The organism is Sphingobium chungangianum (assembly GCF_977014255.1).
Genome location: NZ_CDRNIV010000006.1, coordinates 2223635 through 2246405 on the forward strand (window position 1 = coordinate 2223635; position 22771 = coordinate 2246405).

Consider the following 22771-nt stretch of genomic DNA (forward strand, 5'->3'; position numbering starts at 1 on the left):
AAGCCCTCGACAGGCGCAGCGTGAACGAGACCAGCATGACCCTCTCCACTCTCCCCCAAGACGCCCGGCTTTACCTGAAGCCCACATGGTTCGTCCCCTCCCCCATCGGCCTGTCCGATGGGTCAGCGGCGCGCATGGCCAACGGCCTGATATGGTTCCAGGCCTATGAGCTAACCGCACTTCAAGGCCCCCAACGCCTCGCCCGAACCACCATCCCGGTAGCGCAGTTTACCGAAACCATCGCCACCCTCCCCGACGCGCTCGCCGAACGAGCGCAACGTCTCGCAACAAACATCTCAGCCCAACGCCAGCCGCTCGCACTCGGCGATCGCACCATCCGCTTCGACGCGCCGCAGGTCATGGCGATCCTCAACGTCACACCCGACAGCTTCTCCGATGGCGGCAAGCATATGGACGACCCGCAAGCCGCAGCCGACGCAGGCTTCGCCATGGCGGCCGCAGGCGCCGCGCTTATCGACATAGGCGGGGAATCCACCCGCCCCAAAGCGCCCAAAGTCTGGGAGGGCGACGAAATCGCCCGCGTCGTCCCCGTCATCGAAAAACTGGCCGCCGCAGGAGTCCCGGTCTCCATCGACACCCGCAAGGCGTCCGTCATGGAAGCGGCTCTCGCAGCAGGCGCAAAGGTCATCAACGATGTCAGCGCCCTTGCCCACGACCCGCGCGCGATGGAAGTCGCCGCGCGGTCAGCCTGCCCCGTCATCCTGATGCATGCGCCCTCCTCCGGCGATGACCCGCACGACAATCCCGGCGGCTATGGCGATGTCGTCGCCGACGTGTTCGACATGCTCGAAAGCCGCATTGAAGCCTGTGTCGCCGCAGGCATCACGCGTGACAGGATCATGGTCGATCCGGGCCTGGGCTTCGGCAAATCGCTCGCCGACAATCTCGCGCTGGTCAACGGCCTCGCCACCTTCCAAGGCCTCGGTGTACCCCTCCTCTTCGCCGGAAGCCGCAAGCGTCTGATCGGCGCCCTCTCCAACGAAGCCCCCGCCCCCGACCGCCTCGGTGGCTCGATCGCCCTCGCCTTCCGCGCCGCGCAATCGGGCGCGCAGATGGTGCGCGTCCATGACGTAAAGGAAAGCGTGCAGGCCCTGCACCTATGGCGCGGCCTCGCCGACGCAGGGCTGAGCGCGGTCTGAAGCATGATCATGTTTGAGTGATCGTCACCCCGGACTTGATCCGGGGTCCCGCTTCTTTTCTGATGCTGCCGATGCAGCGGGACCCTGGGTGGAACCCGGGGTGACGGAAAATCAGCCTTAATGCGATGCTTCCGTGTAAAACGATCAGCCTCTAAGGATCGCAAACACTCTTAACCCGGCCGCCCTGAGCCTCAGGCCAACAACCCAAGCCCGTTCGGGCTGAGCTTGTCGAAGCCCCTTCCTTCTCTTCAGCAATCAACCCGGAAAGCTGCAAAGGCCCGCTATCAGTGCTAAGCCGTCCCGCCTCCGTCCCGTTCAGGCTGAGCAGATCGAAGCCCTCACCTGTTCAAAACGAAGGCCCCAGACCTCCGGAAAATAGGCACCAACCCTACCACCGCCGCAACCTCGGCCGAAACACACTCGGATCAATCGCGAGCACAGGAACATCCCCAGCCGCCAATTCAACCTTCGCCTGCTCCACCACCGGCAGCTTGGCACCCGGCGTGAAAGTCACCACCGCCGTCCCCGGATCATCCAGCACCAGCCGGTCGAGCATCAATGCCGGTCCCAACTCGTCCGCATTCACCCGAACCAGCGTGCCAAGCTCCGTCATCCCAAACAATGTCCGGGCAAAGGCAGTAGGCAATCTTATGCAACCATGGCTCGCCGGATAACCCGGATTATGCCCCGCATGCAGCGCCACCCCATCCCATGTCAGCCTTTGCATGAACGGCATGGGAGCGTTGCTGTAGAGGTTGGACCGATGCCATTCCCGCTTTTGCAGGATCGTGAACTCGCCGGTCGGCGTCCGATGCCTCGCCGTGCCGGTCGACACGCTCGCCACGCCCACCAGCCGGTCCCCGCTATAGACATGCACCATCTGCCGCTGAAGGCTGATGATCAGGTAAAGCGGCCCGTCGAACGGTCCTTCCTCCAGCCAACGATAGCCGCCCGGCTGCACCACCTCACCATCCGGAATCGCGGACTCAGCAGCAGCGTCACGCGTCGGCGAAAGAGAGGTTATGGCGACAAGCGCCAGCAGGAACGGCATCACGCGCATAAAGACTTTCTTAGCCATAATGCGCGGCTACGCCAGCCAGTACGGGACTATCGCCTCACTATTCTTAATCCCATTGCGACACAGGTTAAGAATGCCGATCTTTTCCGCATGCGGCGCACAAGAACATTGTTCACGCAACCGGCATCTCTGCTGGCCCGGAAAATGCGGGCGACAAGCGCAATGACTGATCTGCTGACGCCGGTAGAATCATGGGAAGGGCTGAATCCTTCCTTGGGCATGATCCAACCCGACCTGATCGGATGCCTTAGCCGTTCAATCGGCCGCCTGATCTTATCCGATGCCAGTGGGATGAAGCGACCAAGCGCCGCACCGTCAATTTCGCCCTATAGATCCTATAGCAAGACCAATTGCGCGACCGGGGCAAAGCTGCGGCGGTGCAGCGGCGTCGGACCATGTTCCCGCAACGCCGCCAGATGCATCGGGCTACCATAGCCCTTGTTGCTTTCCCAGCCATAATGGGGATGCACCGCCGCCGCCTCTATCATCATGCGGTCGCGCGCCTCCTTGGCCAATATCGACGCAGCGGCGATCGACAGGCATTTGGCGTCGCCCTCCACCACAGCCGTCGACGCCCACCGCCATTTCGGGCAGCGATTGCCGTCCACCAGCACATGTGCGCAATCATGCGCCAGCGCCTCCACCGCCCGCGTCATCGCCAGCATCGTCGCCCACAGGATGTTGATCTCATCAATCTCCTCGACCGACGCGACCCCGATCCCCCAGCACAGCGCCCGCGCCTTGATCTCGACCTCCAGCTCGGCGCGCCGAGCGGCGGTCAGCTGCTTGCTGTCGTTAAGGCCATCCGGGCAATCCTCCTGCCGCAGGATGACGGCAGCGGCCACCACCGGCCCCGCAAGCGGCCCCCTGCCCGCTTCGTCCACCCCGGCGACAAAGCCCGGATGATGCAACCGCTCATGCGCAAAATCAGGCATGCTGGTGAAACCCGAACGGCGCCCCCATAGGCCCATGACCCTGCCCCAGCCCCGGCGCCAACATCAACGCCTCTCGAACATATTTACGAGCAAATTCAATAGCTTCTACCAGGTTTGAACCCTGCCCCAGCCGAGCAGCAATAGCACTGGCCAAGGTACACCCGGTCCCATGCGTATGAATCGTTTCAATTCGCGCATTGCTCCATGACTTTACCAACCCCTGCGGCCCAATCAGCCGATCCGTCAGCATTGCCCCCTCGCCATGCCCACCCTTCGCCAGCACATGCGTGCCGAAACGGATCGCAATCTCCTCGCCCCCCAACGCCTCCAGCTCAGGAATGTTCGGCGTCACCAAAGTCGCCAGCGCCATCAACCGCTCAAACGCCGCAATCGTCGCCTCGTCCGCCAGCACCGATCCACTTGTCGCGACCATCACCGGATCGAATATAATCGGTACATCAGACAACTGCGCAAGCCGATCAGCAACGGCCTGAGCAGTCTCAGCCGAACCGATCATCCCGATCTTCACCGCATCCACACCGATATCGCTGATGACGCTATCCATCTGCCGCAGCACCATATCAGTGGGCACCGCATGCACGCCCTGCACCCCCAGCGTATTCTGAGCAGTGATCGCAGTGATCGCCGTCATCGCATGCCCACCCAGCAGCGTGACTGTACGGATATCCGCCTGAATGCCAGCCCCCCCGCCACTGTCCGACCCGGCGATGATCAAAATGCGCGCGGGCTTCATGCCTTGTAGTGACGCTCGGTAGAGGCGGGATGGCACGCAAGCGCATCGCCTGTGCGCGTCGGCCGGTCCATCAGTTCCCCGCCGCAATTAGGGCAACGGTCATCAAGCGCCTCGGCACAGGCAGCGCAAAAGGTGCATTCGAATGAGCAAATGAACGCACCCGGCTCCGCAGCTGGCAGATCCTCGCCGCATCGTTCGCAATCAGGACGCATATCCAGCATCAGGCTGCCACCCTCGCCACCGCGTCGCATATCCGTTCGACGACGTCCTTCACCTGATCTTCCCGATCGCCCTCGGCCATGACACGGATCACAGGCTCCGTGCCCGACGGACGAATAACCAATCGGCCGCAGCCATTGAGTTCACTCTCCGCCTGCGCGATCACCCGCTTGACCTCCTCATGCTCCAGCGGTTTGCCACCGGAAAAGCGGACATTTTTGAGTAGTTGAGGCACGGGATCAAACTGATGCAGAACTTCGCTGGCGGGCTTGCCCGCGCGGACAAGCGCAGCAAGCACCTGAAGCGCCGCTACGGTCCCATCGCCGGTCGTCGCATAGTCGGACAGGATCATATGTCCCGACTGTTCACCGCCGACATTGAAGCCACCCTCACGCATCCGCTCCAGCACATAGCGATCCCCAACCTTGGTGCGCTCGAGATTAATGCCTTGCACGGCCAGGAAGCGCTCCAAGCCGAGGTTGGACATAACCGTCGCAACCAATCCGCCCCCCGGAGCAATCCGTCGCGTGCGAAATTGCTCGCGATCAGCGCCATGATCTGATCGCCATCAACGATCTGGCCCTTCTCATCCACGACGATCAGCCGGTCGGCATCGCCGTCAAGAGCGATCCCGATATCCGCACCGGAGGAGACAACTGTTTCCTGGCACAGAAGCGGAGAAGTAGATCCGCAACCATCATTGATATTGATGCCATTCGGCGTCACCCCAATCGCGATCACCTCCGCGCCCAATTCCCACAGAGCCGACGGCGCCACTTGATAAGCGGCACCGTTCGCGCAATCGACGACGATTTTCAGCCCATCAAGGCGAAGGTCGGCGGGAAAACTGGACTTGACCGCATGGATGTAGCGGCCCCGAGCGTCCTCGACCCGGCGCGCACGTCCGATTTCCGATGAAGCCGCGAGCGGGATGTCCTGCTCCAGCATCGCCTCTATCTTCATCTCATCTTCATCGGACAGCTTGTATCCGTCGGGTCCAAACAGCTTGATCCCATTGTCGGCATAGGGATTGTGACTGGCCGAAATCATGACGCCCAAATCTGCCCGCATCGAATGGGCCAACAACGCAACGGCAGGTGTTGGGATCGGCCCGAATTGGACGACATCCATCCCCACCGCAGTGAACCCCGCGACTAGCGCGTTTTCGACCATATAGCCGGACAGCCGCGTATCCTTGCCGATCACAACCCGATGCCTGTGGCTCCCCCGCTGGAAATGCTTCCCGGCGGCCATGCCGACCTTCATCGCCAGTTCGGCGGTCATCGGCCATTGGTTCGTACGGCCCCTGATCCCGTCGGTGCCGAAATAACGCCTGCTCATGATTCTGTCCTGCAACGCGACCTAAGTTGCCGTCGTCCATAGCAATCTTTGTTCGACTTTCCACTGGCCGACAGTCATCCCATAGCAGATGGACGGTTTCAATGCAGCGGTGGACGCGCTTTCAAGTGCGGTCTTCTTCAAGGTGCCCGTCATGGGTGCCCGGATCGAGCTGGTCATTCTCTATCTTGCGGTCCCGATGTTGTTTTTCACCATCTGGCTAGGCTTTCCCAATGTCCGCACTGTGGGACGGGCGCTACGGATATTGCGGACCCAGCCAGGCGCAGGCGAGGCCAAGGGCGACGTCAGTCAGTGGGGCGCTTTGACCACGGCGCTCGCCGGGACGATCGGCCTCGGCAACATCGCCGGGGTCGCGGTTGCGTTGACCATGGGTGGGCCGGGCGCGATCTTGTGGATGTTCGTGATCGGCTGGTTCGCAATGACCGTGAAGATGGCCGAAGTAACGCTCGGCCTCAAATACCGGACGTTCGATCAACGCGGCCATGTGCATGGTGGCCCCATGTATGTGCTCAAAGCCATAGGCACCGCCCGAGGCTGGCCCCGTCTAGGACTTACGCTCGGCGGCCTTTACGCCTTCTTCGCCCTGTTTGGCGCGATCCCGATGGTGCAGGTTAACCAGAGCTTCGCGCAGGTGAGGGTTGTGACCGGTCTCTCTAATGGTTGGGCCTATGGTGTGCTTCTGGCTGCCGCCGTAGCGCTGGTGACACTGGGCGGCGCGGCATGGCTTGGCGAGGTCGCGAAACGGCTGACCCCAATCAAGGTGGCCGTCTACCTCATTGGTGTCGCGGCCGTCCTCATCATCCACGCGTCGGCGATACCCGACGCATTGGCCCAGATATGGCACGGCGCCTGGAATGGCAGCGCGGCCACGGGGGGTGCTGTCGGGGCCTTCGTCTCGGGAATGAGGCGAGCGGTCTTTGCGAGCGAGGCCGGTGTCGGCTCTGCGGTGATGGCGCATAGCCTCGCAAGGGTGCGCCATCCGGTTTCAGAAGGCCTGGTGGCCCTGCTCGAACCGCTGCTTGGAACGATGATAGTCTGTTCGGTAGGAGGTCTGGCGCTTGTGGTCGCGGGCACTTGGACATCTGGATTGGAGGGCATCGCAATCACATCTGCCGCCTTCGCGCAGGTATCACCATGGTTTCCATGGCTACTAGCGGCCGTCGTTGTGCTGTTTGCCTATTCGACGCTTGTGGCGTGGGGCTTTTATGGTCTTCAGGCGTGGGGATATCTGTTTGGTCATGGACCAAAGGCGCAGTGGAGCTACAAGATCCTCTATATCCTCGCGTTGCCCCCTGCCGCCGCGATCGACCTAGGTCGGGTTGTGGACATCGTTGATAGTAGCTTCTTCCTGATGGCGATCCCCAACATCATAGCGCTCTATCTCTGTGCTGGGGAATTACGGCGAGACGTGCGTGCCTATCTTAGCAATGCGGAAGAACATGTCTCACCAAGCGGATTTAAGGACTAACCGATAAGCGAAAGGCCCCACCAGTTGGCGAGGCCTCTCTTAAATTATATCAGTTAGGTTGGGTCAGATCTTGTCGCCAAGCGCACCCTTCACAGAGCCTTTGATGTCCTGAGCGGTGCCCTTAGCCTGCTGCGCCTTTCCCTCTGCGACCAGATCGGCATCATTCTGGTTCCGGCCCGCAGCTTCCTTGACCGCTCCAGCAATCTTATTGCCTGCCGCTTTAACCTTGTCAGTCATTTCACCCATAACGTCCTCCTATCGAAAGCTACGATGGGTCAACAACTTGGAGTAACCGAAGGTTGCCACCGGTACGATTGCGCAACGGTTGCAGACAAAGAAAAAGGGGCCGGAAAACCGGCCCCTTCCAAAATAATGGTAGCTGACGCTTAGCGCTTCGAGAACTGGAAGCTGCGGCGAGCCTTGGCGCGGCCATACTTCTTACGTTCGACGGTACGGCTATCGCGGGTCAGGAAGCCTTCGGCCTTGACTGCGCTGCGCAGCGCCGGCTCATACTTCGTAAGAGCCTGGGCGATGCCGTGCTTGACCGCGCCGGCCTGGCCAGACAAACCGCCGCCCTTGACGGTGGCGATCACGTCATACTGACCTTCACGCTCAGTGATGCCGAAGGGCTGGTTGATCACCAAACGCAGGGTCGGGCGAGCGAAATAGATTTCCTGATCGCGGCCGTTGACCGTGATCTTGCCGGTGCCGGGCTTCACCCAGACGCGGGCGACGGCATCCTTACGCCGGCCGGTGGCGTAGGCGCGGCCGAGGCTGTCGATTTCCTGGGCGCGCAGGGGAGCCGAGGGCTGAACAGGAGCGATCGGCGCGTCGGCAGCGACGGTCTCACCAGCGGCGGGCGCGGGAGCGTTGGCGGTCAGCGACGCGAGGTCGGACAGGGACTGGCGGTTATCGGACATTATGCACCCACCTTGTTCTTGCGGTTGCGCGATGCGAAATCGAGCACTTCGGGGTTCTGCGCTTCGTGCGGATGTTCAGCACCGGCGAAGATGCGCAGGTTGCGCATCTGCTGACGGCCGAGCGGACCGCGCGGGATCATGCGCTCAACGGCCTTTTCCAGGACGCGCTCAGGGAAACGGCCTTCCAGGATCTTGGCGGGCGTGGTTTCCTTGATGCCACCAGCATAGCCGGTGTGCTTGTAGTAAACCTTGTCGGTCAGCTTGCGGCCGGTGAACTTCACCTTGCCAGCGTTGATGATGATGACATTGTCACCGCAATCGACGTGGGGCGTGAAGCTGGTCTTGTGCTTGCCGCGAAGGATGTTCGCGACGGTCGAGGCGAGGCGGCCGACGACGAGACCTTCCGCGTCGATCAGGATCCACTTCTTTTCGACCGTTGCCGGGGTTGCCGGCTTAGTGGTCTTCATCAGCGCCTTCATGGTGCCAATCTCCAGAATGAAATAGTGAATTGAACGCGTTTTGAGGGCGTTCAAAGATGGGCGCTAATGACCGGCGAGGTTCAAGAAGTCAAGAGATTCGGCGGGTTTCCTGACGGGTAAAATAATACCCGTCACTTTGTGATCTGTTCGGCCACCCATTTTGCGTAGCGTAAATCAGCGCTTTCCACCGGTAATGCGAGGATTGCGGGCACTTCATAGTCGTGAAGCTCCGCGATGCGCGCCATCAGCGCGTCGCGGCGCGAGGGCGTGGTCTTGAACAACACCGGCACCTCCGCCGCGCTTTCCAGCACGCCGTTCCATTCATAGAGGGAAGTCGCAGCCCCGAGCATGTTGGCGCAAGCAGCAAGCCCTTCCCCGATAAGCTGGCGCGCGACGCGGTCGGCGGCCTCCGCGGAGCCGAAGAGCGTGTAGACGAGCGCGACGCCGCTCACCCCCGGCGCGACCCGACCGCATGCGCGCCCCAGGCGGCGGAAGCGACGACGAGGGCGCCGACCGCCTGATGCAGCACCGCGAGCGGCAAGGCGATGCCGCTGACGACAGTGGCGATGCCCAGCGCGATCTGCGTGCCGACGGCAGCGTTGATGGCGATTGAGGGACCTCGCCGCCCCGCCCGCTTTGCCTTACGCGCAAGCAGGACCAACATCGCGGCGGCAACCCATGCCCACCAGCGATGGATGAAATGGACGAGATAAGGGTCGCTGGACAAGGTCGCCCAAAGCGATCCCAGCCACGAAATCCCCTCCGGCACGAGATGGTCGTTCATGAGCGGCCATGTGTTCGAGACATAACCGGCGTCGAGCCCAGCGGTGAACGCGCCGAACATCAGCTGGACCAACAGCACCAGCAGGGCGACCAGCGCAAAGGGCTTCAGCGCAGCAGGACGGGCGGCAGGGTTCCGCGCCAAGGCAAACAGATCAAGCGCGGTCCAGATGAGGCCGCCGATGATGAAAAGTGCCGTCAGCAGATGAACCGCGAGCCGGTAATGGCTGACATCGGTGCGCACGGACAGGCCAGAAGTCACCATCCACCAACCAATCGCACCCTGAAGGCCGCCGAGCGCCAGCAAAGCGACGAGACGCCAGCCGTAGCCGTACGGGATAGCGCGGCGAAAGGCGAACCACAGGAGCGGCAGGGCAAAGGCGAGGCCTATCAATCGTCCAAGAAGCCGATGCACCCATTCCCAGAAGAAGATGAACTGGAAATCAGACAGGGTCATGCCCTGCCGCAATTGCTGATATTCGGGGATCTGCTGATAGAGGCGGAAGGCGTCCATCCACTGATCATGGGTCAGCGGCGGAATGGCGCCGGTGATCGGTTTCCACTGCGTTATTGACAGGCCCGATTCGGTAAGCCGGGTAATGCCGCCCACCACCACCATGCAGAAAACGAGCGCTGCCACCGTGAGCAGCCAGCGGGCGATCGCGACGGGACGGGAAACATCCATGGCCGGGCGAAGGGCAAGTTCGGTCATGGCGCCGATCCATGCGCCGATGCCCGGATTGTTGCAAGAGGGCGACCATAGGACAAAAGGTCGCAACGCTCCGTAACGAGCGGATACAAATCAGCGGACAGGCGTATCCCGTCTATGCACTTCTTAACAGAGGATAATCGATGAGCGCCCCGGCGACCGACATTGCCGGGATGATCGCTGCACACGGTCCGATCGGAGACCTGACGGCGCGCATCGGCGACGGGTCCCCTCTGGGGCCGGTCAGCCGATGGTCGCCTGCGCTGATATCCACGGTGCGGCTGATGCTGTCTTCCAAGGCGGAGATCGTGCTGTTCTGGGGGTCGGACCTCTGCGCGCTCTATAATGAAGCCTATGCGCCGACGATCGGCGACAAGCATCCGGGGGCATTGGGCCGTCCGGCGCGGGAGAATTGGGCCGAATTATGGGACGATCTGGAGCCGCTGCTGCTGTCGGTGATCGAGCGGGGCGAGACGGTGCATGCCAAGGACCGCCCCTTTTACATCGAACGCGACGGCGGCCGTGGCGAGGAAGTCTATTTCGACATCAGCTATTCCCCCGTGTTCGAAGCGGACGGGTCGATCGGCGGGGCGCTGTGCATCGTCAGTGAGACGACGCAGCGCGTCCGAACCGAGCGCGAGATGCTGGCGGATAGGAACCGATTATGGACGCTGGCCCGCGACCCATTTCTGATCGCCGACATGGACGGCACATGGCTGTCCGCCAGCCCCGCATGGACGGACATATTGGGATGGAGCCAAGAGGAGCTGATCGGCCGCACGTCGGAATGGATGGAGCATCCCGATGATGTCGCACGCGTCCGGAAAGAAGTTGACACGCTCCAGCAAGGCGTTCCCTCGCTGCGCTTCGAAAACAGGTTCCGAACAAAGGACGGCGGCTATCGCAACTTCAGCTGGACGGCCGTGCCGGACAATGGGCTGATCTATTGTGTGGCGCGGGATGTCACCGAACAGCGCGCCCATGCCCGCGCGCTTGCCGAAGCGGAAGCCGCGTTGCGGCAAGCGCAGAAGATGGAGACGCTAGGCCAGTTGACCGGCGGCGTGGCTCATGACTTCAACAACCTGTTGCAGGTGGTGACGGGCAATCTTGAACTGCTCCAGCGCGGCCTCAAAGATAATGAGCGGATGCGCCGTGCGGCGGACAATGCGATGGCGGGCGCCGAACGTGCGGCCATGCTGACGCAGCGGCTGCTCGCCTTTTCCCGCCGCCAGCCATTAGCGCCCGAGCGCGTGAACCCCAACCGGCTGGTGAGCCGCATGTCGGAGCTGTTAAGCCGCACTTTGGGCGAGCGGATCGAGGTTGAAACGATCCAGACCGCGCGGCCCTGGCCGATCGAGGTCGATCTTAATCAGATGGAAAATGCGCTGTTGAATCTGGCGGTCAATGCGCGCGATGCGATGCCCGATGGCGGCAAGCTGACCATCGAGGTCGCCAATACACATATAGATGACCGTTACGCGGCGCAGGAAGAGGATGTGCAGCCCGGACAATATGTGCTGATCAGCCTGTCGGACACGGGACAGGGCATGGATGCGGAGACGTTGAGCCATGCGATCGAGCCTTTCTTCACCACTAAGGAGGTGGGTCGTGGCACCGGGCTTGGGCTGTCCATGGTCTATGGTTTCATCAAGCAATCCGGCGGCCACATCCGGGTGTATTCGGAGGTCGGCGAAGGGACGAGCGTCAAGATTTACCTCCCTCGTTTCCATGGCCTGGTGCCCGCAAATGATCAATTGGAGGAGGCACCGCCCCCGGTCGTAAGCGGGGGCGATGAGACGGTTCTGGTGTGCGAGGATGACGATAAAGTCCGCGCCTATGCGGTCGAGGTGCTGAACGAGTTGGGATATCGGGTGATCGAAGCCAGTAACGGAGCGGCGGCGCTGGATGCGCTGGAGCAGGCCCCGGTGCCGGTCGATCTGCTATTCACCGATGTCGTGCTGCCCGGTGGGATGACCGGGGCCGACGTTGCGCGGGAAGCGGCGGTGAGGCGGCCAGAGCTTAAGATCCTGTTCGCGACCGGATATGCGCGCAACGCTATTTTCCACCATGGGCGGTTGGACCCGGGGGTGGAGTTGCTGACCAAGCCTTTTACTTACGCGGAACTGGCGGGGAAAGTTCGTGAGGTGTTGGACCGGCGGGAAGAGCAGCGGGTGGGGTAAGGTTGAGCTTTGGAGTGGCTTCGCTTCGCTCGGCCTGAACGGCCCCTTAAAACCTCACCTCGACCCGATCACTCAAGACCCGTTCGGGCTGAGCCTGTCGAAGCCCTTCCCTTCTAAAGGAAGTAAGGCCGTTGGCTCGCCGGCCTTCGGCTCGACAGGCTCAGGGCGAACGGTGACAAAGGGCAGTCCTAACTAAGGACCGTCCCTTTCTAACCAATGGCGCGCCATGCGGCGACCAACGCTTTAGCGCGTTCCGCCACCGTCGCGGCATTGTCGCCGGGGCGGTATAAAGCGCCGCCGACGCCAATGCCTTCGCAGCCTGCGCCGAGCCATTGGCCGATCGTGTCGGCGCCAGTGCCGCCCACTGCCCAGAGGCCGACATGGCGCGGCAGCACTTCCTTGATGGCCTTTATATAAGCGGGGCCAAGGCTGGCGGCGGGGAACAGCTTCAGGCGGCGAGCGCCAGCGCGGACGGCGGCAAAGCCTTCGCTGGGGGTCATGAAGCCGGGCAGCATATCGAAGCCATATTGCGCGCCTCGCGCGATGACGGCCGGGTCGGTGTTAGGCGTGACCATGATGCGTCCGCCGGTGCGACGCAGATCGTCCACCGCCTCTACCGTCAGCACGGTGCCGCCGCCGATCAGCGCGGTGGCGCCGAACGCCTGTTGGAGCGCGGTGATGCTTTCGAAGGGTTCGGGCGAGTTCAGCGGTACTTCGATGATGCGGATGCCCGCATCGATGAGGGCCGCGCCGATCTCCACCGCCTCTTCGGGGCGAAGGCCGCGCAGGATAGCGGCGATGGGGGGTGCTCCGGCGGCAAGAAGGGAATCTAGGGTCATGCGGCATTCTCCGGAAGGGTGAGGCCAGCGAGGACGCAATCGTCGCCGCTCAAGGATCGGGAAGCAAGGCCTTGCGCCTCCAGCGCCTCTGCATAGCGGGTGCAAAGACGCTGGTCGCCGATGAGGGTGATGCCGCTTACTTCGCCGAGCATGGCGCGTACTTCCGCGATTTCGCAGCCGATGAGCAAGCCGGAGAGGTAGCCAGCGGCCCAATCGGGGGAACGTCCGGCGCGCAGGCGCTTGGCGCGGGCGGCGAAGAGGTTGGTGAGGAGGCTGCCCTCCCCTGCCCGGTCGAGACCTTCGGCGAAGCCTTCCGCTTCCTGGGCAGCGTCGGCGGGGGCGGCTTTCGGGCCGAGGGTGGATTGATCGCGCAGCAGGGCGAAGAGTTCGCCGGTGGGCACGGTGCGGAAGCTGACGATGCGGCCATCCTCGACCAGCGACCATTTATTGTGGGTGCCGGGAAGGACGATGAGGTGGCGGCCCTGCGCAAGGTCGGGATGGCGATGCATTGCGCCGAAGATTTGCGTTTCTTCGCCGCGCATGACATCGGGCACGCCATCCTTGTCGGTGCAGGCCAGGCCCGCGAGGATCGTGACGGGCGCGCCTTGCCAGTCGAAGCGCATGGCCGCAGTGCGCCATTGCTCCGCGGTTGCGGGGCAGTCGGCATAGGGCGCCTCGACCCAGCCATCGCGCGCGCCCGCCATGCCGCACAGGCGGATGCTGCCGGGGGTGCCGTCTTCCAGCCAGGGGGCGATCGTCTGCGCGAAAGCGGCGGCGGCGTTCGCGCCCGCTTCGGCGATGCCGGGGCCTTCGCGGCGGGCGGTGACTTGCCCTTGCTCCATGCGGAATAGGCGCAGGCGGCTGGTGCCCCAGTCGCCGACGACATCATAGCTGCTCATGCCGAAGTCATTTCCGTTCTTGTCTGCTTATTTGTATGAGTATATGCAACGGTCGATAGCGTCAATGCGTCGCGCACCTCATGTCTTTCAGGAACTCTCATGGCCGCTTCGTCTCAGCCCAACCGGAAATTGCGCAGCCGCGCCTGGTTCGACAATCCCGACAATATCGACATGACGGCGCTCTATGTGGAGCGTTACCTGAACTTCGGGTTGAGCCTGGAGGAACTGCGCAGCGGCAAGCCGATCATCGGCATCGCGCAGACGGGGAGCGACCTGTCGCCCTGCAACCGGCATCATCTGGTGCTGGCCGAGCGCATCCGCGAGGGGATTCGCGAGATGGGCGGGATCGCGCTCGAATTTCCGGTGCATCCGATCCAGGAGACGGGCAAGCGGCCGACGGCGGGGCTGGACCGCAACCTTGCCTATTTGGGGCTGGTCGAGGCGCTGTACGGCTATCCAATCGACGGCGTGGTGCTGACGACGGGGTGCGACAAGACGACGCCTGCGCTGTTGATGGCGGCGGCGACGGTGAATATTCCCGCGATCGCGCTGTCGGTCGGGCCGATGCTGAACGGTTGGTACAAGGGGCAGCGGACGGGATCGGGCACGATCGTCTGGCATGCGCGGCAGCTGCTGGCGGCGGGGAAGATCGATGATGAGGGCTTTATCAAGCTCGTCGCTTCGTCGGCGCCTTCGACTGGCTATTGCAACACGATGGGCACGGCTACGACGATGAATTCGCTGGCCGAGGCGCTGGGGATGATGTTGCCGGGGTCGGCGGCTATCCCTGCTCCCTATCGCGACCGGCAGGAGGCGGCGTGGCGCACTGGCAAGCGGATCGTGGAGATGGTGGCGGAGGATCTGAAGCCGTCCGACATATTGACGCTGGATGCCTTTCATAACGCGATCTTGGTGAATTCGGCGATCGGCGGATCGACCAATGCGCCGATCCATCTGGCGGCGATCGCCCGGCATGTTGGCGTCGAATTGCCGCTGAAGGATTGGGAGACGGTGGGGCATGACGTGCCGCTGCTGGTGAACCTGCAACCGGCGGGCGAATATCTGGGCGAGGATTATTATCATGCCGGGGGCGTGCCTGCGGTCGTGGGGCAGCTGATCGCGCAGGGCCTGATCCGCGAGGGCGCGATGACGGTCAACGGGCGGACGATGGGCGAGAATTGCCGGGATGTCGGAATCGAGGATGAGAATGTCATCCGTCCTTTTGCCCAGCCGTTGAAGGAGGAAGCGGGATTCCTGGTGCTGTCGGGCAATTTGTTCGACGCGGCGATCATGAAGACGAGCGTCATCAGCGAGGAATTCCGGCAGCGATACCTTTCCAATCCTGACGATCCCAATGCCTTCGAGGGGCCGGCGGTCGTGTTCGACGGGCCGGAGGATTATCATGCGCGGATCGACGATCCGGCGGTGGGCATCACGCCCGAAACGCTGATGTTCATGCGCGGCGCGGGGCCGATCGGCTATCCGGGCGCGGCGGAGGTGGTGAACATGCGTCCGCCCGCTTACCTGATCACCGAAGGCGTGTCCGCCCTACCCTGCATCGGCGACGGGCGGCAATCGGGGACTTCGGGGAGCCCGTCGATCCTCAACGCTTCGCCGGAGGCTGCGGCGATGGGCGGGCTGGCGCTGCTGAAGACCGGGGACCGGGTGCGGATGGACCTGAAGGCGCGGACGGTGAATGTGCTTATTCCCGAAGAGGAACTGGAAGCGCGGCGTGCGGCGTTGCAAGCTGAGGGCGGCTATGCCTATCCCGCTTCGCAGACGCCGTGGCAGGAGATTCAGCGCGCGCTGGTCGGGCAGCTGGACAAGGGCGCGATCCTGGAGGGTGCGGAGAAGTTCCAGCGGATTGCCCAGACGCAGGGTCTGCCGCGCGACAATCACTAAGAGTTAAGGGAAGCGGCATGAGCGGCATCATCAAGGCGGGGCTGGTTGGCTTGGGCAAGATCGCCCGCGATCAGCATCTGCCCGCTATCGAACAGACAAGCGGCATCGATCTGGTCGCGGTCGCCAGCCGCAACGCTCAGGCGGACGGGGTGAACAATTACCCTACGCTCGACGCGATGCTGGCGGAAGAACCGGACATGAATGCGGTGATCCTGTGCCAGCCGCCGCAGGTGCGGTACGAAGCCGCGCGCAAGGCCATATTGGCGGGCAAGCATGTGTTTCTGGAAAAGCCCCCCGGCGCGACGGTGACGGAGGTCGAGGCGCTGATCGCTCTGGCGAAGGCGCAGGGCGTGACGCTCTATGCGAGTTGGCACAGTCGCCATGCCGCCGCCGTGGGACAGGCGAAGGCATGGCTCGCCGTGCGCAAGGTCACGCGCGTGTCGATCGAGTGGCGGGAAGATGTGCGGCACTGGCATCCGGGCCAGCCGTGGATTTGGGAAGCGGGCGGCTTTGGCGTGTTCGATCCGGGCATCAATGCGCTGTCGATCCTGACCGAAATCATGCCGGAGCCGGTGACGATGCTGTCCGCCAGCCTGGAAGTTCCTGCCAATAAGGACGCCCCCATCGCCGCCGCCCTGAAGATGGCAAGCGCGTCGGGCGCGCCGGTCGATGCAGCGTTCGACTGGCGGCAGACAGGTCCGCAGACATGGGACATTGCGGTCGAGACAGACGATGGCGGGCTGATCCTGTCAGAGGGCGGAAACCGCCTGACGCTGAACGGGGACGTCATGGTGCAGGCGCCCGACCATGAATATCCCGATATGTATCGCCTGTTCGTTGAGCTGGCGGGCCAGGGCGCGATCGATGCGGATACCAGTCCCCTGCGACTGGTGGCTGACGCCTTCCTTTGTGGGCGGCATTGCCCTACGGCGGCGTTCGACGATTAGACAAAAGGAGCATGGCATTGGGGAGGGAAGACCGGCGTCCAGCCGAACGCAAGTTCGGACATGAGGAAGGCGGCCTTCGCATTCATCAGGCCATTGCCCGGCAGCTTGGCACTGCCATCGTCGCGGGAGTCCACAAGCCCGGCGATATTTTCGAAGGTGAGATCGAAGCCGCCGAACGGCTGGGCGTGTCCCGCACCGCCTATCGGGAAGCGGTACGCATTTTGGTGGCCAAGGGCATGCTGGAAAGTCGCCCCAAGGCTGGCACGCGCGTCCTGCCGCGCAGCCGCTGGAATGTGCTGGACCCGGAGATGCTCGCCTGGATGTTCGCGGGAGAACCCGACCCCGCCTTCGTCCGTGACTTGTTTGAACTGCGCGGCGTCATAGAGCCAGCTGCGGCGGAACTGGCGGCGCGGCGGCGCACCGATGCGCAGCTTTTGGCGATGGAACAGGCGCTCATGGGCATGCGCGATCATGGCCTTTCGTCCGAAGAAGGACGCGCGGCCGACCAGCGTTTTCACCATGCCATCCTTGCCGCGACGCGAAATGACGCTCTGGCTGCGCTGGCAAGTTCGGTGGGCGCGGCGGTCAGCTGGACCACGACATTCAAGCAGCGGAAGAAGTCGCCGCCGCGCGATCCTTTCGGGGATCATCGCGCGGTGTTCGATGCGATTGCTTTGCGGGATGCGGACGGGGCGCGATCGGCGATGGCGGAGCTGCTGCGGCTGGCGCTGGCGGATATGGATGTTGCGCTTTCCGGGCCGGGGGTGGGTTCTTGATGGGCGCTATCGGAGGGTGAGCCCGAATCTACGCGCATCGACACTTTACGTCATCCCAGCGAAAGCTGGGATCTTGGGCGAAATGGTACTGCACTCCTGAGATCCCAGCTTTCGCTGGGATGACGGGACGGGGGTGTCGTTTTGTGAAGCGGGCCGTGACGCCAACCGATCAGCTTTGATCGATGAGGTCCCGAAGGCGACTTGCCAGTTCCTGTAGCGTGAACGGTTTTGCAAGCAAGGCGATGTCCGGGTCCAGCTTTCCGTCGCGCAGGAAACCATCGCGGGTGTAGCCGCTGGTATAGAGAATCTTGAGGTCGGGCCTTAATGCGCGGGCCTTTTCGCTCAACTCCTTGCCGGACATTCCCGGCATGACCACATCGGTGAAAAGCAGGTCGATCGGCTGATCATCCGCTTCGATCAGGCGCAGTGCGGCGTTGCCGTCGGCTGCCTCCAGAGCTCGATAGCCAAGTTCGCGCAGAGTCTCGACGGAATAGGCACGCACGCCGTCGTCATCTTCCACCACCAATATGGTTTCCCCATTGGCTGACAGGTCGTGCGGGGCGGCCTTTTCTTCCTGCGCCTCATCCGCCTCTCCGATAAAGCGCGGCAGGTAGATTTTTACCGTGGTCCCCTGCCCCTGTTTCGACAGCACTTCGACATGGCCGCCCGACTGCTTGACGAAGCCGTAGACCTGACTGAGGCCGAGCCCCGTGCCCCGGCCGATTTCCTTGGTGGTGAAAAAGGGTTCGAAGATGCGCGTCAGCACGGGGGGCGCCATGCCCGTGCCGGTGTCGCTGACCGCAACCATCACATAATTGCCCGGCGTCACGTCACCACAAGCGGCGGCATAGCCGCTGTCCAAATGTGCGTTGCCGGTTTCGATCGTCAGCGTCCCGCCGTCCGCCATGGCATCGCGGGCATTCACCGCGAGGTTGAGCAGCGTGCTTTCGATCTGGTTGGGATCAGCCTCTACCAGCCATAGATGCGGCCCGCTCACCGTTTTCAGCTCGATAAGTTCACCCAAGGCGCGCTTCAGCAGATCCGAAAGCCCATCCACTACCCGGTCGAGATACAGCGGCTTGGGCGACAAGGGTTGCCGCCGGGAAAAAGCGAGCAGCCGTTGGGTGAGCGACGCAGCACGCTCCGCCCCCTGCCGCGCATTGGCGATCGCGCGGCTGATCTTGGCCGGGTCCGATCCCTTTTCCAGATTGCGTTCGGCCAGTTCGATATTGCCGTTGATCACGGTCAGCAGATTGTTGAAGTCGTGTGCGATACCGCCGGTAAGTTGTCCCACCGCCTCCATCTTCTGCGCCTGACGCAGTTGTTCCTCGACCGCCCGTTTTTCGGTGAGATCGCGCGTCACCTTTGCAAATCCGATCAGATGGCCCTGATCGTCATGAATGGCATCGACGATGATGCTGGCCCAGAATTCGGACCCGTCCTTGCGCACGCGCCAGCCTTCAGCCTCAAACCGCCCGGCGCTAGCCGCGACCTGAAGGGTGTGGGCTGGCATGCCCGCTTGCTGGTCCGGATCGGTGTAGAAGCAGGAGAAGTGACGCCCGACGATTTCATGGGCCGTATAGCCCTTGATCCGTTCCGCCCCAGCGTTCCAGTTGGTGATCGTGCCGTTCGCGTCCAGCATGCACATGGCGTAATCGGTCACGCCCTGGACCAGCAGGCCGAAGCGCCGTTCGCTTTGTTCGAGTTCGCGGAAGGCGGCGCGAATCTGTTCGGTGCGCTGTTCGATCCGCTGTTCCAGCGTGGCGTTCAGCTGGCGCAATTCTCCTTCCGCCACCGTTCGCGCCGCGATTTCCCGCTGCGCCTTATGATGGAGGCGGGCATTATCGATGGCGATCGACGCGTGCCCGGCGACCCCGGCCATGATCTTTTCATGTTCGGCGGTGAAGCGGCCGGGCAGATGATGACCGAAGAAGAGGCCGCCCTGCACTTCGCCGCTTTGCGAGATGACCGGCACCGCGAGATAGCTGGTGACGGGCAAGTGGCCGGGCGGCATGCCCTTGTGCGGGGCGTTATGACCATAACGGGCGTCCTGCCGGATGTCATCGGACCGGACGATGCCCTCGCCCAGGAAAGTGGGTGCGAAAACGGCCGTGTTGCGCGGCATGGGAAAGTCGGCAAAGGCTTCCCTTGGAACGCCCGAAAGGCTGTAGAGCATGTAGCTCTCACCATGCTGGTCGATGAGATTATAGAAAAAGGCGCCGAATTCAGCGCCGGTCAGTTCCACGGCGGCGTCGGTGATCGTCTGAACGACTATGTCCAGATTCGGCTCGGCAGCCACGGCGGCGCCTATGCGATTGATGATCTCGAACGAGGTCTGCAACGACACATTGCGCACGGCGGCCCCGACAAGCCGGGCAAGCTGGCCGAGCAAGTCGACCGAGAAATCGTCCGGCGCATTTGCGTGCGCCCAATAAGCCCCGATCGCCATCGGCTGCGATCCGGTTTCGACCGGCGTCATCACCATGCTGCGGACGAAGCTGTCCTTGTACAGATGATGGGGGACGCGCGCGTCGGCGAAAATATCGGGGATGACCGCCGCCTCCCCATGCGCCATCACCCAGCCGGAAACGCAGGCCGAACGTGGGAACCTTTGCCCCTTCCAGAGGGGTTCGACGGCATCTTCGGCGACGTATAGGCAGTCATCGCCCTCCGCCAGCACGACCGTGATGCCCTGCGCCCCTGCGATGGTACGCGCCGCCGTCCGCACGACTTCCACCACGTCCTCCAGCGAACGGGCGTTCGCCAGACGCTCCGCTGCCGCGAACAATGGCGTCCATCGGTGAGGAGCGTCTTGAGCAGGCAGCAACGTGTCCAACAAAGCAGCTTTCGGAAATTGGGACGCCCCAGCATAACGCTTTGTTTTTGAACCGCCAACCGCCCGAATTGCCGCAAGATGTTGAAAAGCTCTTAACCCTGATTGCATAAACCGGGGTTGATGAAGGTCAGGGCGGCGAGGCGGGCAATCGGTTATGATCACGCCGAGGCTGCACGATCGATTCGCGTCGTTCAGCAAAATGGCCGGGAGGCGGCATGGCGGACATGGATCGCCTGCGCCAGATGCCCGCCGAGGTTTTCGGTAATGAAGGGAAAGCGCATCCCGGACAGCCGCGTGCTCGTGCAGTTAGCCCATAGCTGTCCGGGATGACCTCATCGCCATTCAGGGAATGACAACGCTGTCTTTCTTTAGACATTTGCGATGATCGATCAAGTCCCTTTTTGCTGTCTTGAGCCGAAAATCCGGACGCGATCCTTGGCCCCTGCGCCTCAGCCTTGTGCTGGGCGGCATTTCCGTGCCAAGGCCGGAAGAATGCGTCGGGGCTGTCACACAGGATTGGGCGAAATTCGCCGGGAGTTTCATGGCCAGCATCCATGACGTGGCGGCACTGGCGCGCGTTTCGATCAAGACGGTCTCGCGCGTGGTCAACAAGGCGCCCAATGTCAGCGAGGAACTGCGGGACCGGGTGACCGCGGCGATAGCGGAGCTGGACTATCGCCCGAACCAGTCCGCGCGGAGGCTGGCTGGCGGACGGTCGTTCATGATCGCCTTCCTCTACAATAATCCGGTGGCAAGCTACATCAGCGGCATCCAGGCAGGCGCCGTCAACCGGTGCCGGGAACTGGGCTATCATCTGGTGGTCGAGCTGATCCCGTTGGCGGGTGAGGAGCGGTTCGACATATTGGAGGGGCTTGCGGCGGCGCTGCGTCCGGATGGCGTATTCCTCGCGCCTCCCCTGTCCGACGATCCCGCCGTGCTGGAATGGCTGGCCCGCAAGAAGCTGCCCTGCGCCCGGATAGCGGGGCCGAATGGGGCGCAGAGCCTGAATATCGTGACGCCGGAATGGGCTGCGGGGCGGATGGTGGCCGATCATCTGCTTGGCCTTGGTCATCGCCGGATCGGCGTCATCACGCCGCCGTCCGGCCATGAGGCGGCGACGCATCGCGTGGACGGGTTTCGTGAGGGGCTGGCGGCAGCGGGGCTGGCGGAGGAGCCTGAATTGTTCGTCGAGGGCGGGTTTGATTATCCGTCGGGGATCGCGGCGGGCGAGATGCTGTTGGGGCTGGCAGAGCCGCCGACCGCGATCTTTGCGACCAACGACGACATGGCGCTGGGCGTTCTGCAACTGGCGCGGCAGCGGGGCCTGAGGGTGCCGGATGATCTTTCGGTGGTCGGGTTCGACGATACGCCCGCCAGCGCGACAGCCTGGCCGCCGCTCACGACCGTGCGGCAGCCGCTGGCGCAGATGGGCGCGGCCGTGATCGACGCGCTGATCAACCGACCCGCCAAGGCGCCGCAGTTCGATTTCGAGCTGGTGCGGCGCGAAAGTTCCGCGCCGCCGACTGCCTAGGGTGTGTGGGGATTCAGTTCAGGGCGAGGCGAAAATGGTGAATTTCGAGCACCGGCGCGCAGCGTACTTCAGTACGTGAGCACCGGAAGCGCAGAAAGTCGCCATTTGCAGCCCATCATGGGCTGAAGCCCCACACGCCCTAGCCTGCGTAGAGCGGCGTCGGCATGCCCTTCACACCGGCATCGACCTCAAACAGGCCGCCGTCATAGTCGCTGTCCGGCAATCCGACGGCCGCCGAACTCACGAACATGCGATCGAGCGCGGGGCCTGCAAAACAGATGTTCGTCACCTGCTGCGCGGGCAACGCGATGGCACGGTCCAGCTTGCCATCCGGAGTGAAGCGGCTGATGCGGCTGCCGCTCCAATGCGCGATCCAGAGATGTCCTTCGGCATCCACCGTCATGCCGTCGGGATAGCCGTCCGCGTCGCCGAACTGGATGAAGACTTCTCGCGCGGAAAGGCCGCCGCCTTCGGTGCGGGCGAAGCGGTAGACGGTTCGGCGCACGCTGTCGGTGTGATAAAGCCAGTTGCCGCAGGGGGAAAAGGCAGGGCCGTTGGGCACGCGATAGCCGCTGTCCATCCGGGTCCAGCGACCGTCCGGGTCCAGCCGGTAGAAGGCCCCGCTATCCTCCTTCTCCGCCATGTCCATCGTGCCGCACCAGATGCGTCCTTCCGCATCCGCCTTGCCATCGTTCATGCGATTGCCGGGCAAATGCTGTTCAGGGTCGCCGAACGGCTCGATCGTCAGCGGATCGAGGGAGAGCCGCGCGAAGCCGCTCTGCAATCCGGCGATGAAGCCGCCGCCCTGCCGCTCGGCGACCCAGCCGATCGGTTCCGGCATGACCCAGCGGTCTATGCGGCCATCCGCCAGCGACAGGCGATTGAGCGCGGGGGCGACGATGTCGGTCCAATAAACCGCATTGTCGCGCGCGGACCAAAGGGTGCCCTCGCCCAGCTGATCGCGAATGTCGCGCTTGATGAGTTGCCACTGCGCCATGGG

General features: G+C 62.9%; 20 protein-coding genes and 1 pseudogene. 7 read left to right on the forward strand and 14 right to left on the reverse strand.

All coding sequences use genetic code 11. The features are described 5' to 3' along the window. Positions 1 to 35: 35 nt before the first annotated feature. On the forward strand, positions 36 to 1160 hold the full coding sequence (folP, locus tag ACWNC0_RS18080; protein ID WP_449474660.1) for a dihydropteroate synthase: 1125 nt from the start codon (positions 36 to 38) through the stop codon (positions 1158 to 1160). A gap of 388 nt (positions 1161 to 1548) precedes the next feature. On the opposite strand, the gene ACWNC0_RS18085 is transcribed toward folP, so the two are convergent. The 5 genes and pseudogenes from ACWNC0_RS18085 to glmM form a co-directional block, all read right to left on the reverse strand. Next, positions 1549 to 2238 (reverse strand): L,D-transpeptidase family protein, encoded by a 690-nt coding sequence (locus ACWNC0_RS18085; RefSeq protein ID WP_449473596.1) that lies wholly within the window; start codon positions 2236 to 2238, stop codon positions 1549 to 1551. A 335-nt stretch (positions 2239 to 2573) separates the two neighbouring features. After that, on the reverse strand, positions 2574 to 3173 hold the full coding sequence (locus tag ACWNC0_RS18090) for a ribonuclease HII (protein ID WP_449473597.1): 600 nt from the start codon (positions 3171 to 3173) through the stop codon (positions 2574 to 2576). Next, complete coding sequence (thiD, locus tag ACWNC0_RS18095; RefSeq protein ID WP_449473599.1) at positions 3166 to 3927, reverse strand: bifunctional hydroxymethylpyrimidine kinase/phosphomethylpyrimidine kinase; 762 nt, start codon at positions 3925 to 3927, stop codon at positions 3166 to 3168. Before thiD ends, ACWNC0_RS18090 begins: the two co-directional genes overlap by 8 nt. After that, complete coding sequence (locus ACWNC0_RS18100) at positions 3924 to 4148, reverse strand: DUF1272 domain-containing protein (RefSeq protein ID WP_449473601.1); 225 nt, start codon at positions 4146 to 4148, stop codon at positions 3924 to 3926. The genes thiD and ACWNC0_RS18100 overlap by 4 nt, the downstream gene beginning before the upstream one ends. Further along, positions 4148 to 5487 (reverse strand): annotated as a pseudogene (gene glmM / locus ACWNC0_RS18105) (phosphoglucosamine mutase). The gene ACWNC0_RS18100 and the pseudogene glmM overlap by 1 nt, the downstream one beginning before the upstream one ends. Positions 5488 to 5575: 88 nt before the next feature. Between glmM and ACWNC0_RS18110 the strand changes: the two are divergent. Then, positions 5576 to 6973: an alanine/glycine:cation symporter family protein gene (locus tag ACWNC0_RS18110; protein ID WP_449473603.1), complete on the forward strand. Its 1398-nt coding sequence runs from the start codon at positions 5576 to 5578 to the stop codon at positions 6971 to 6973. 63 nt (positions 6974 to 7036) lie between these two features. Here the strand turns inward: ACWNC0_RS18110 and ACWNC0_RS18115 are convergent, their stop codons facing one another. The 5 genes from ACWNC0_RS18115 to ACWNC0_RS18135 form a co-directional block, all read right to left on the reverse strand. Continuing rightward, positions 7037 to 7219: a CsbD family protein gene (locus tag ACWNC0_RS18115; RefSeq protein WP_449473604.1), complete on the reverse strand. Its 183-nt coding sequence runs from the start codon at positions 7217 to 7219 to the stop codon at positions 7037 to 7039. Between the two features lie 140 nt (positions 7220 to 7359). Next, positions 7360 to 7893, reverse strand: a complete 534-nt coding sequence (rpsI, locus tag ACWNC0_RS18120; RefSeq protein WP_449473606.1) for a 30S ribosomal protein S9 — start codon at positions 7891 to 7893, stop codon at positions 7360 to 7362. After that, on the reverse strand, positions 7893 to 8372 hold the full coding sequence (gene rplM / locus ACWNC0_RS18125) for a 50S ribosomal protein L13 (protein WP_097092068.1): 480 nt from the start codon (positions 8370 to 8372) through the stop codon (positions 7893 to 7895). Before rplM ends, rpsI begins: the two co-directional genes overlap by 1 nt. A gap of 131 nt (positions 8373 to 8503) precedes the next feature. Next, positions 8504 to 8824 carry a divalent-cation tolerance protein CutA gene (gene cutA / locus ACWNC0_RS18130; RefSeq protein WP_449473607.1) on the reverse strand — a complete coding sequence of 107 codons (321 nt, stop codon included), beginning with the start codon at positions 8822 to 8824 and terminating at the stop codon, positions 8504 to 8506. Further along, entirely contained in the window at positions 8821 to 9864 is a 1044-nt protein-coding gene (locus tag ACWNC0_RS18135; protein ID WP_449473608.1) for a COX15/CtaA family protein, read from the reverse strand. Before ACWNC0_RS18135 ends, cutA begins: the two co-directional genes overlap by 4 nt. Positions 9865 to 10004: 140 nt before the next feature. On the opposite strand from ACWNC0_RS18135, the gene ACWNC0_RS18140 reads away from it, so the two are divergent. Further along, positions 10005 to 12041 carry a PAS domain S-box protein gene (locus ACWNC0_RS18140; protein ID WP_449473610.1) on the forward strand — a complete coding sequence of 679 codons (2037 nt, stop codon included), beginning with the start codon at positions 10005 to 10007 and terminating at the stop codon, positions 12039 to 12041. A gap of 209 nt (positions 12042 to 12250) precedes the next feature. On the opposite strand, the gene ACWNC0_RS18145 is transcribed toward ACWNC0_RS18140, so the two are convergent. Continuing rightward, positions 12251 to 12880: a 2-dehydro-3-deoxy-6-phosphogalactonate aldolase gene (locus ACWNC0_RS18145; RefSeq protein WP_449473612.1), complete on the reverse strand. Its 630-nt coding sequence runs from the start codon at positions 12878 to 12880 to the stop codon at positions 12251 to 12253. Further along, positions 12877 to 13779, reverse strand: a complete 903-nt coding sequence (locus ACWNC0_RS18150; protein ID WP_449473613.1) for a 2-dehydro-3-deoxygalactonokinase — start codon at positions 13777 to 13779, stop codon at positions 12877 to 12879. Before ACWNC0_RS18150 ends, ACWNC0_RS18145 begins: the two co-directional genes overlap by 4 nt. 99 nt (positions 13780 to 13878) lie before the next feature. Here ACWNC0_RS18150 and ACWNC0_RS18155 point away from each other — a divergent pair, with 99 nt between their 5' ends. The 3 genes from ACWNC0_RS18155 to ACWNC0_RS18165 are packed head-to-tail and all read left to right on the forward strand — an operon-like array spanning position 13879 to position 17404. Then, positions 13879 to 15681: an IlvD/Edd family dehydratase gene (locus ACWNC0_RS18155; protein ID WP_449473615.1), complete on the forward strand. Its 1803-nt coding sequence runs from the start codon at positions 13879 to 13881 to the stop codon at positions 15679 to 15681. A gap of 17 nt (positions 15682 to 15698) precedes the next feature. Continuing rightward, on the forward strand, positions 15699 to 16628 hold the full coding sequence (locus ACWNC0_RS18160) for a Gfo/Idh/MocA family protein (RefSeq protein WP_449473616.1): 930 nt from the start codon (positions 15699 to 15701) through the stop codon (positions 16626 to 16628). A gap of 11 nt (positions 16629 to 16639) precedes the next feature. Next, complete coding sequence (locus ACWNC0_RS18165; protein ID WP_449473618.1) at positions 16640 to 17404, forward strand: FadR/GntR family transcriptional regulator; 765 nt, start codon at positions 16640 to 16642, stop codon at positions 17402 to 17404. Positions 17405 to 17573: 169 nt separating this feature from the next. Here the strand turns inward: ACWNC0_RS18165 and ACWNC0_RS18170 are convergent, their stop codons facing one another. Beyond that, complete coding sequence (locus ACWNC0_RS18170) at positions 17574 to 20240, reverse strand: GAF domain-containing protein (protein WP_449473620.1); 2667 nt, start codon at positions 20238 to 20240, stop codon at positions 17574 to 17576. A 541-nt stretch (positions 20241 to 20781) separates the two neighbouring features. Here ACWNC0_RS18170 and ACWNC0_RS18175 point away from each other — a divergent pair. Further along, the gene (locus tag ACWNC0_RS18175; RefSeq protein WP_449473622.1) at positions 20782 to 21771 is read left to right on the forward strand and encodes a LacI family DNA-binding transcriptional regulator; all 990 of its coding nucleotides are present in this window, start codon (positions 20782 to 20784) and stop codon (positions 21769 to 21771) included. A gap of 139 nt (positions 21772 to 21910) precedes the next feature. On the opposite strand, the gene ACWNC0_RS18180 is transcribed toward ACWNC0_RS18175, so the two are convergent. After that, a complete protein-coding gene (locus ACWNC0_RS18180) occupies positions 21911 to 22768 on the reverse strand; it encodes an SMP-30/gluconolactonase/LRE family protein (RefSeq protein ID WP_449473623.1) in 858 nt (285 codons plus the stop codon). Positions 22769 to 22771 lie beyond the last annotated feature (3 nt).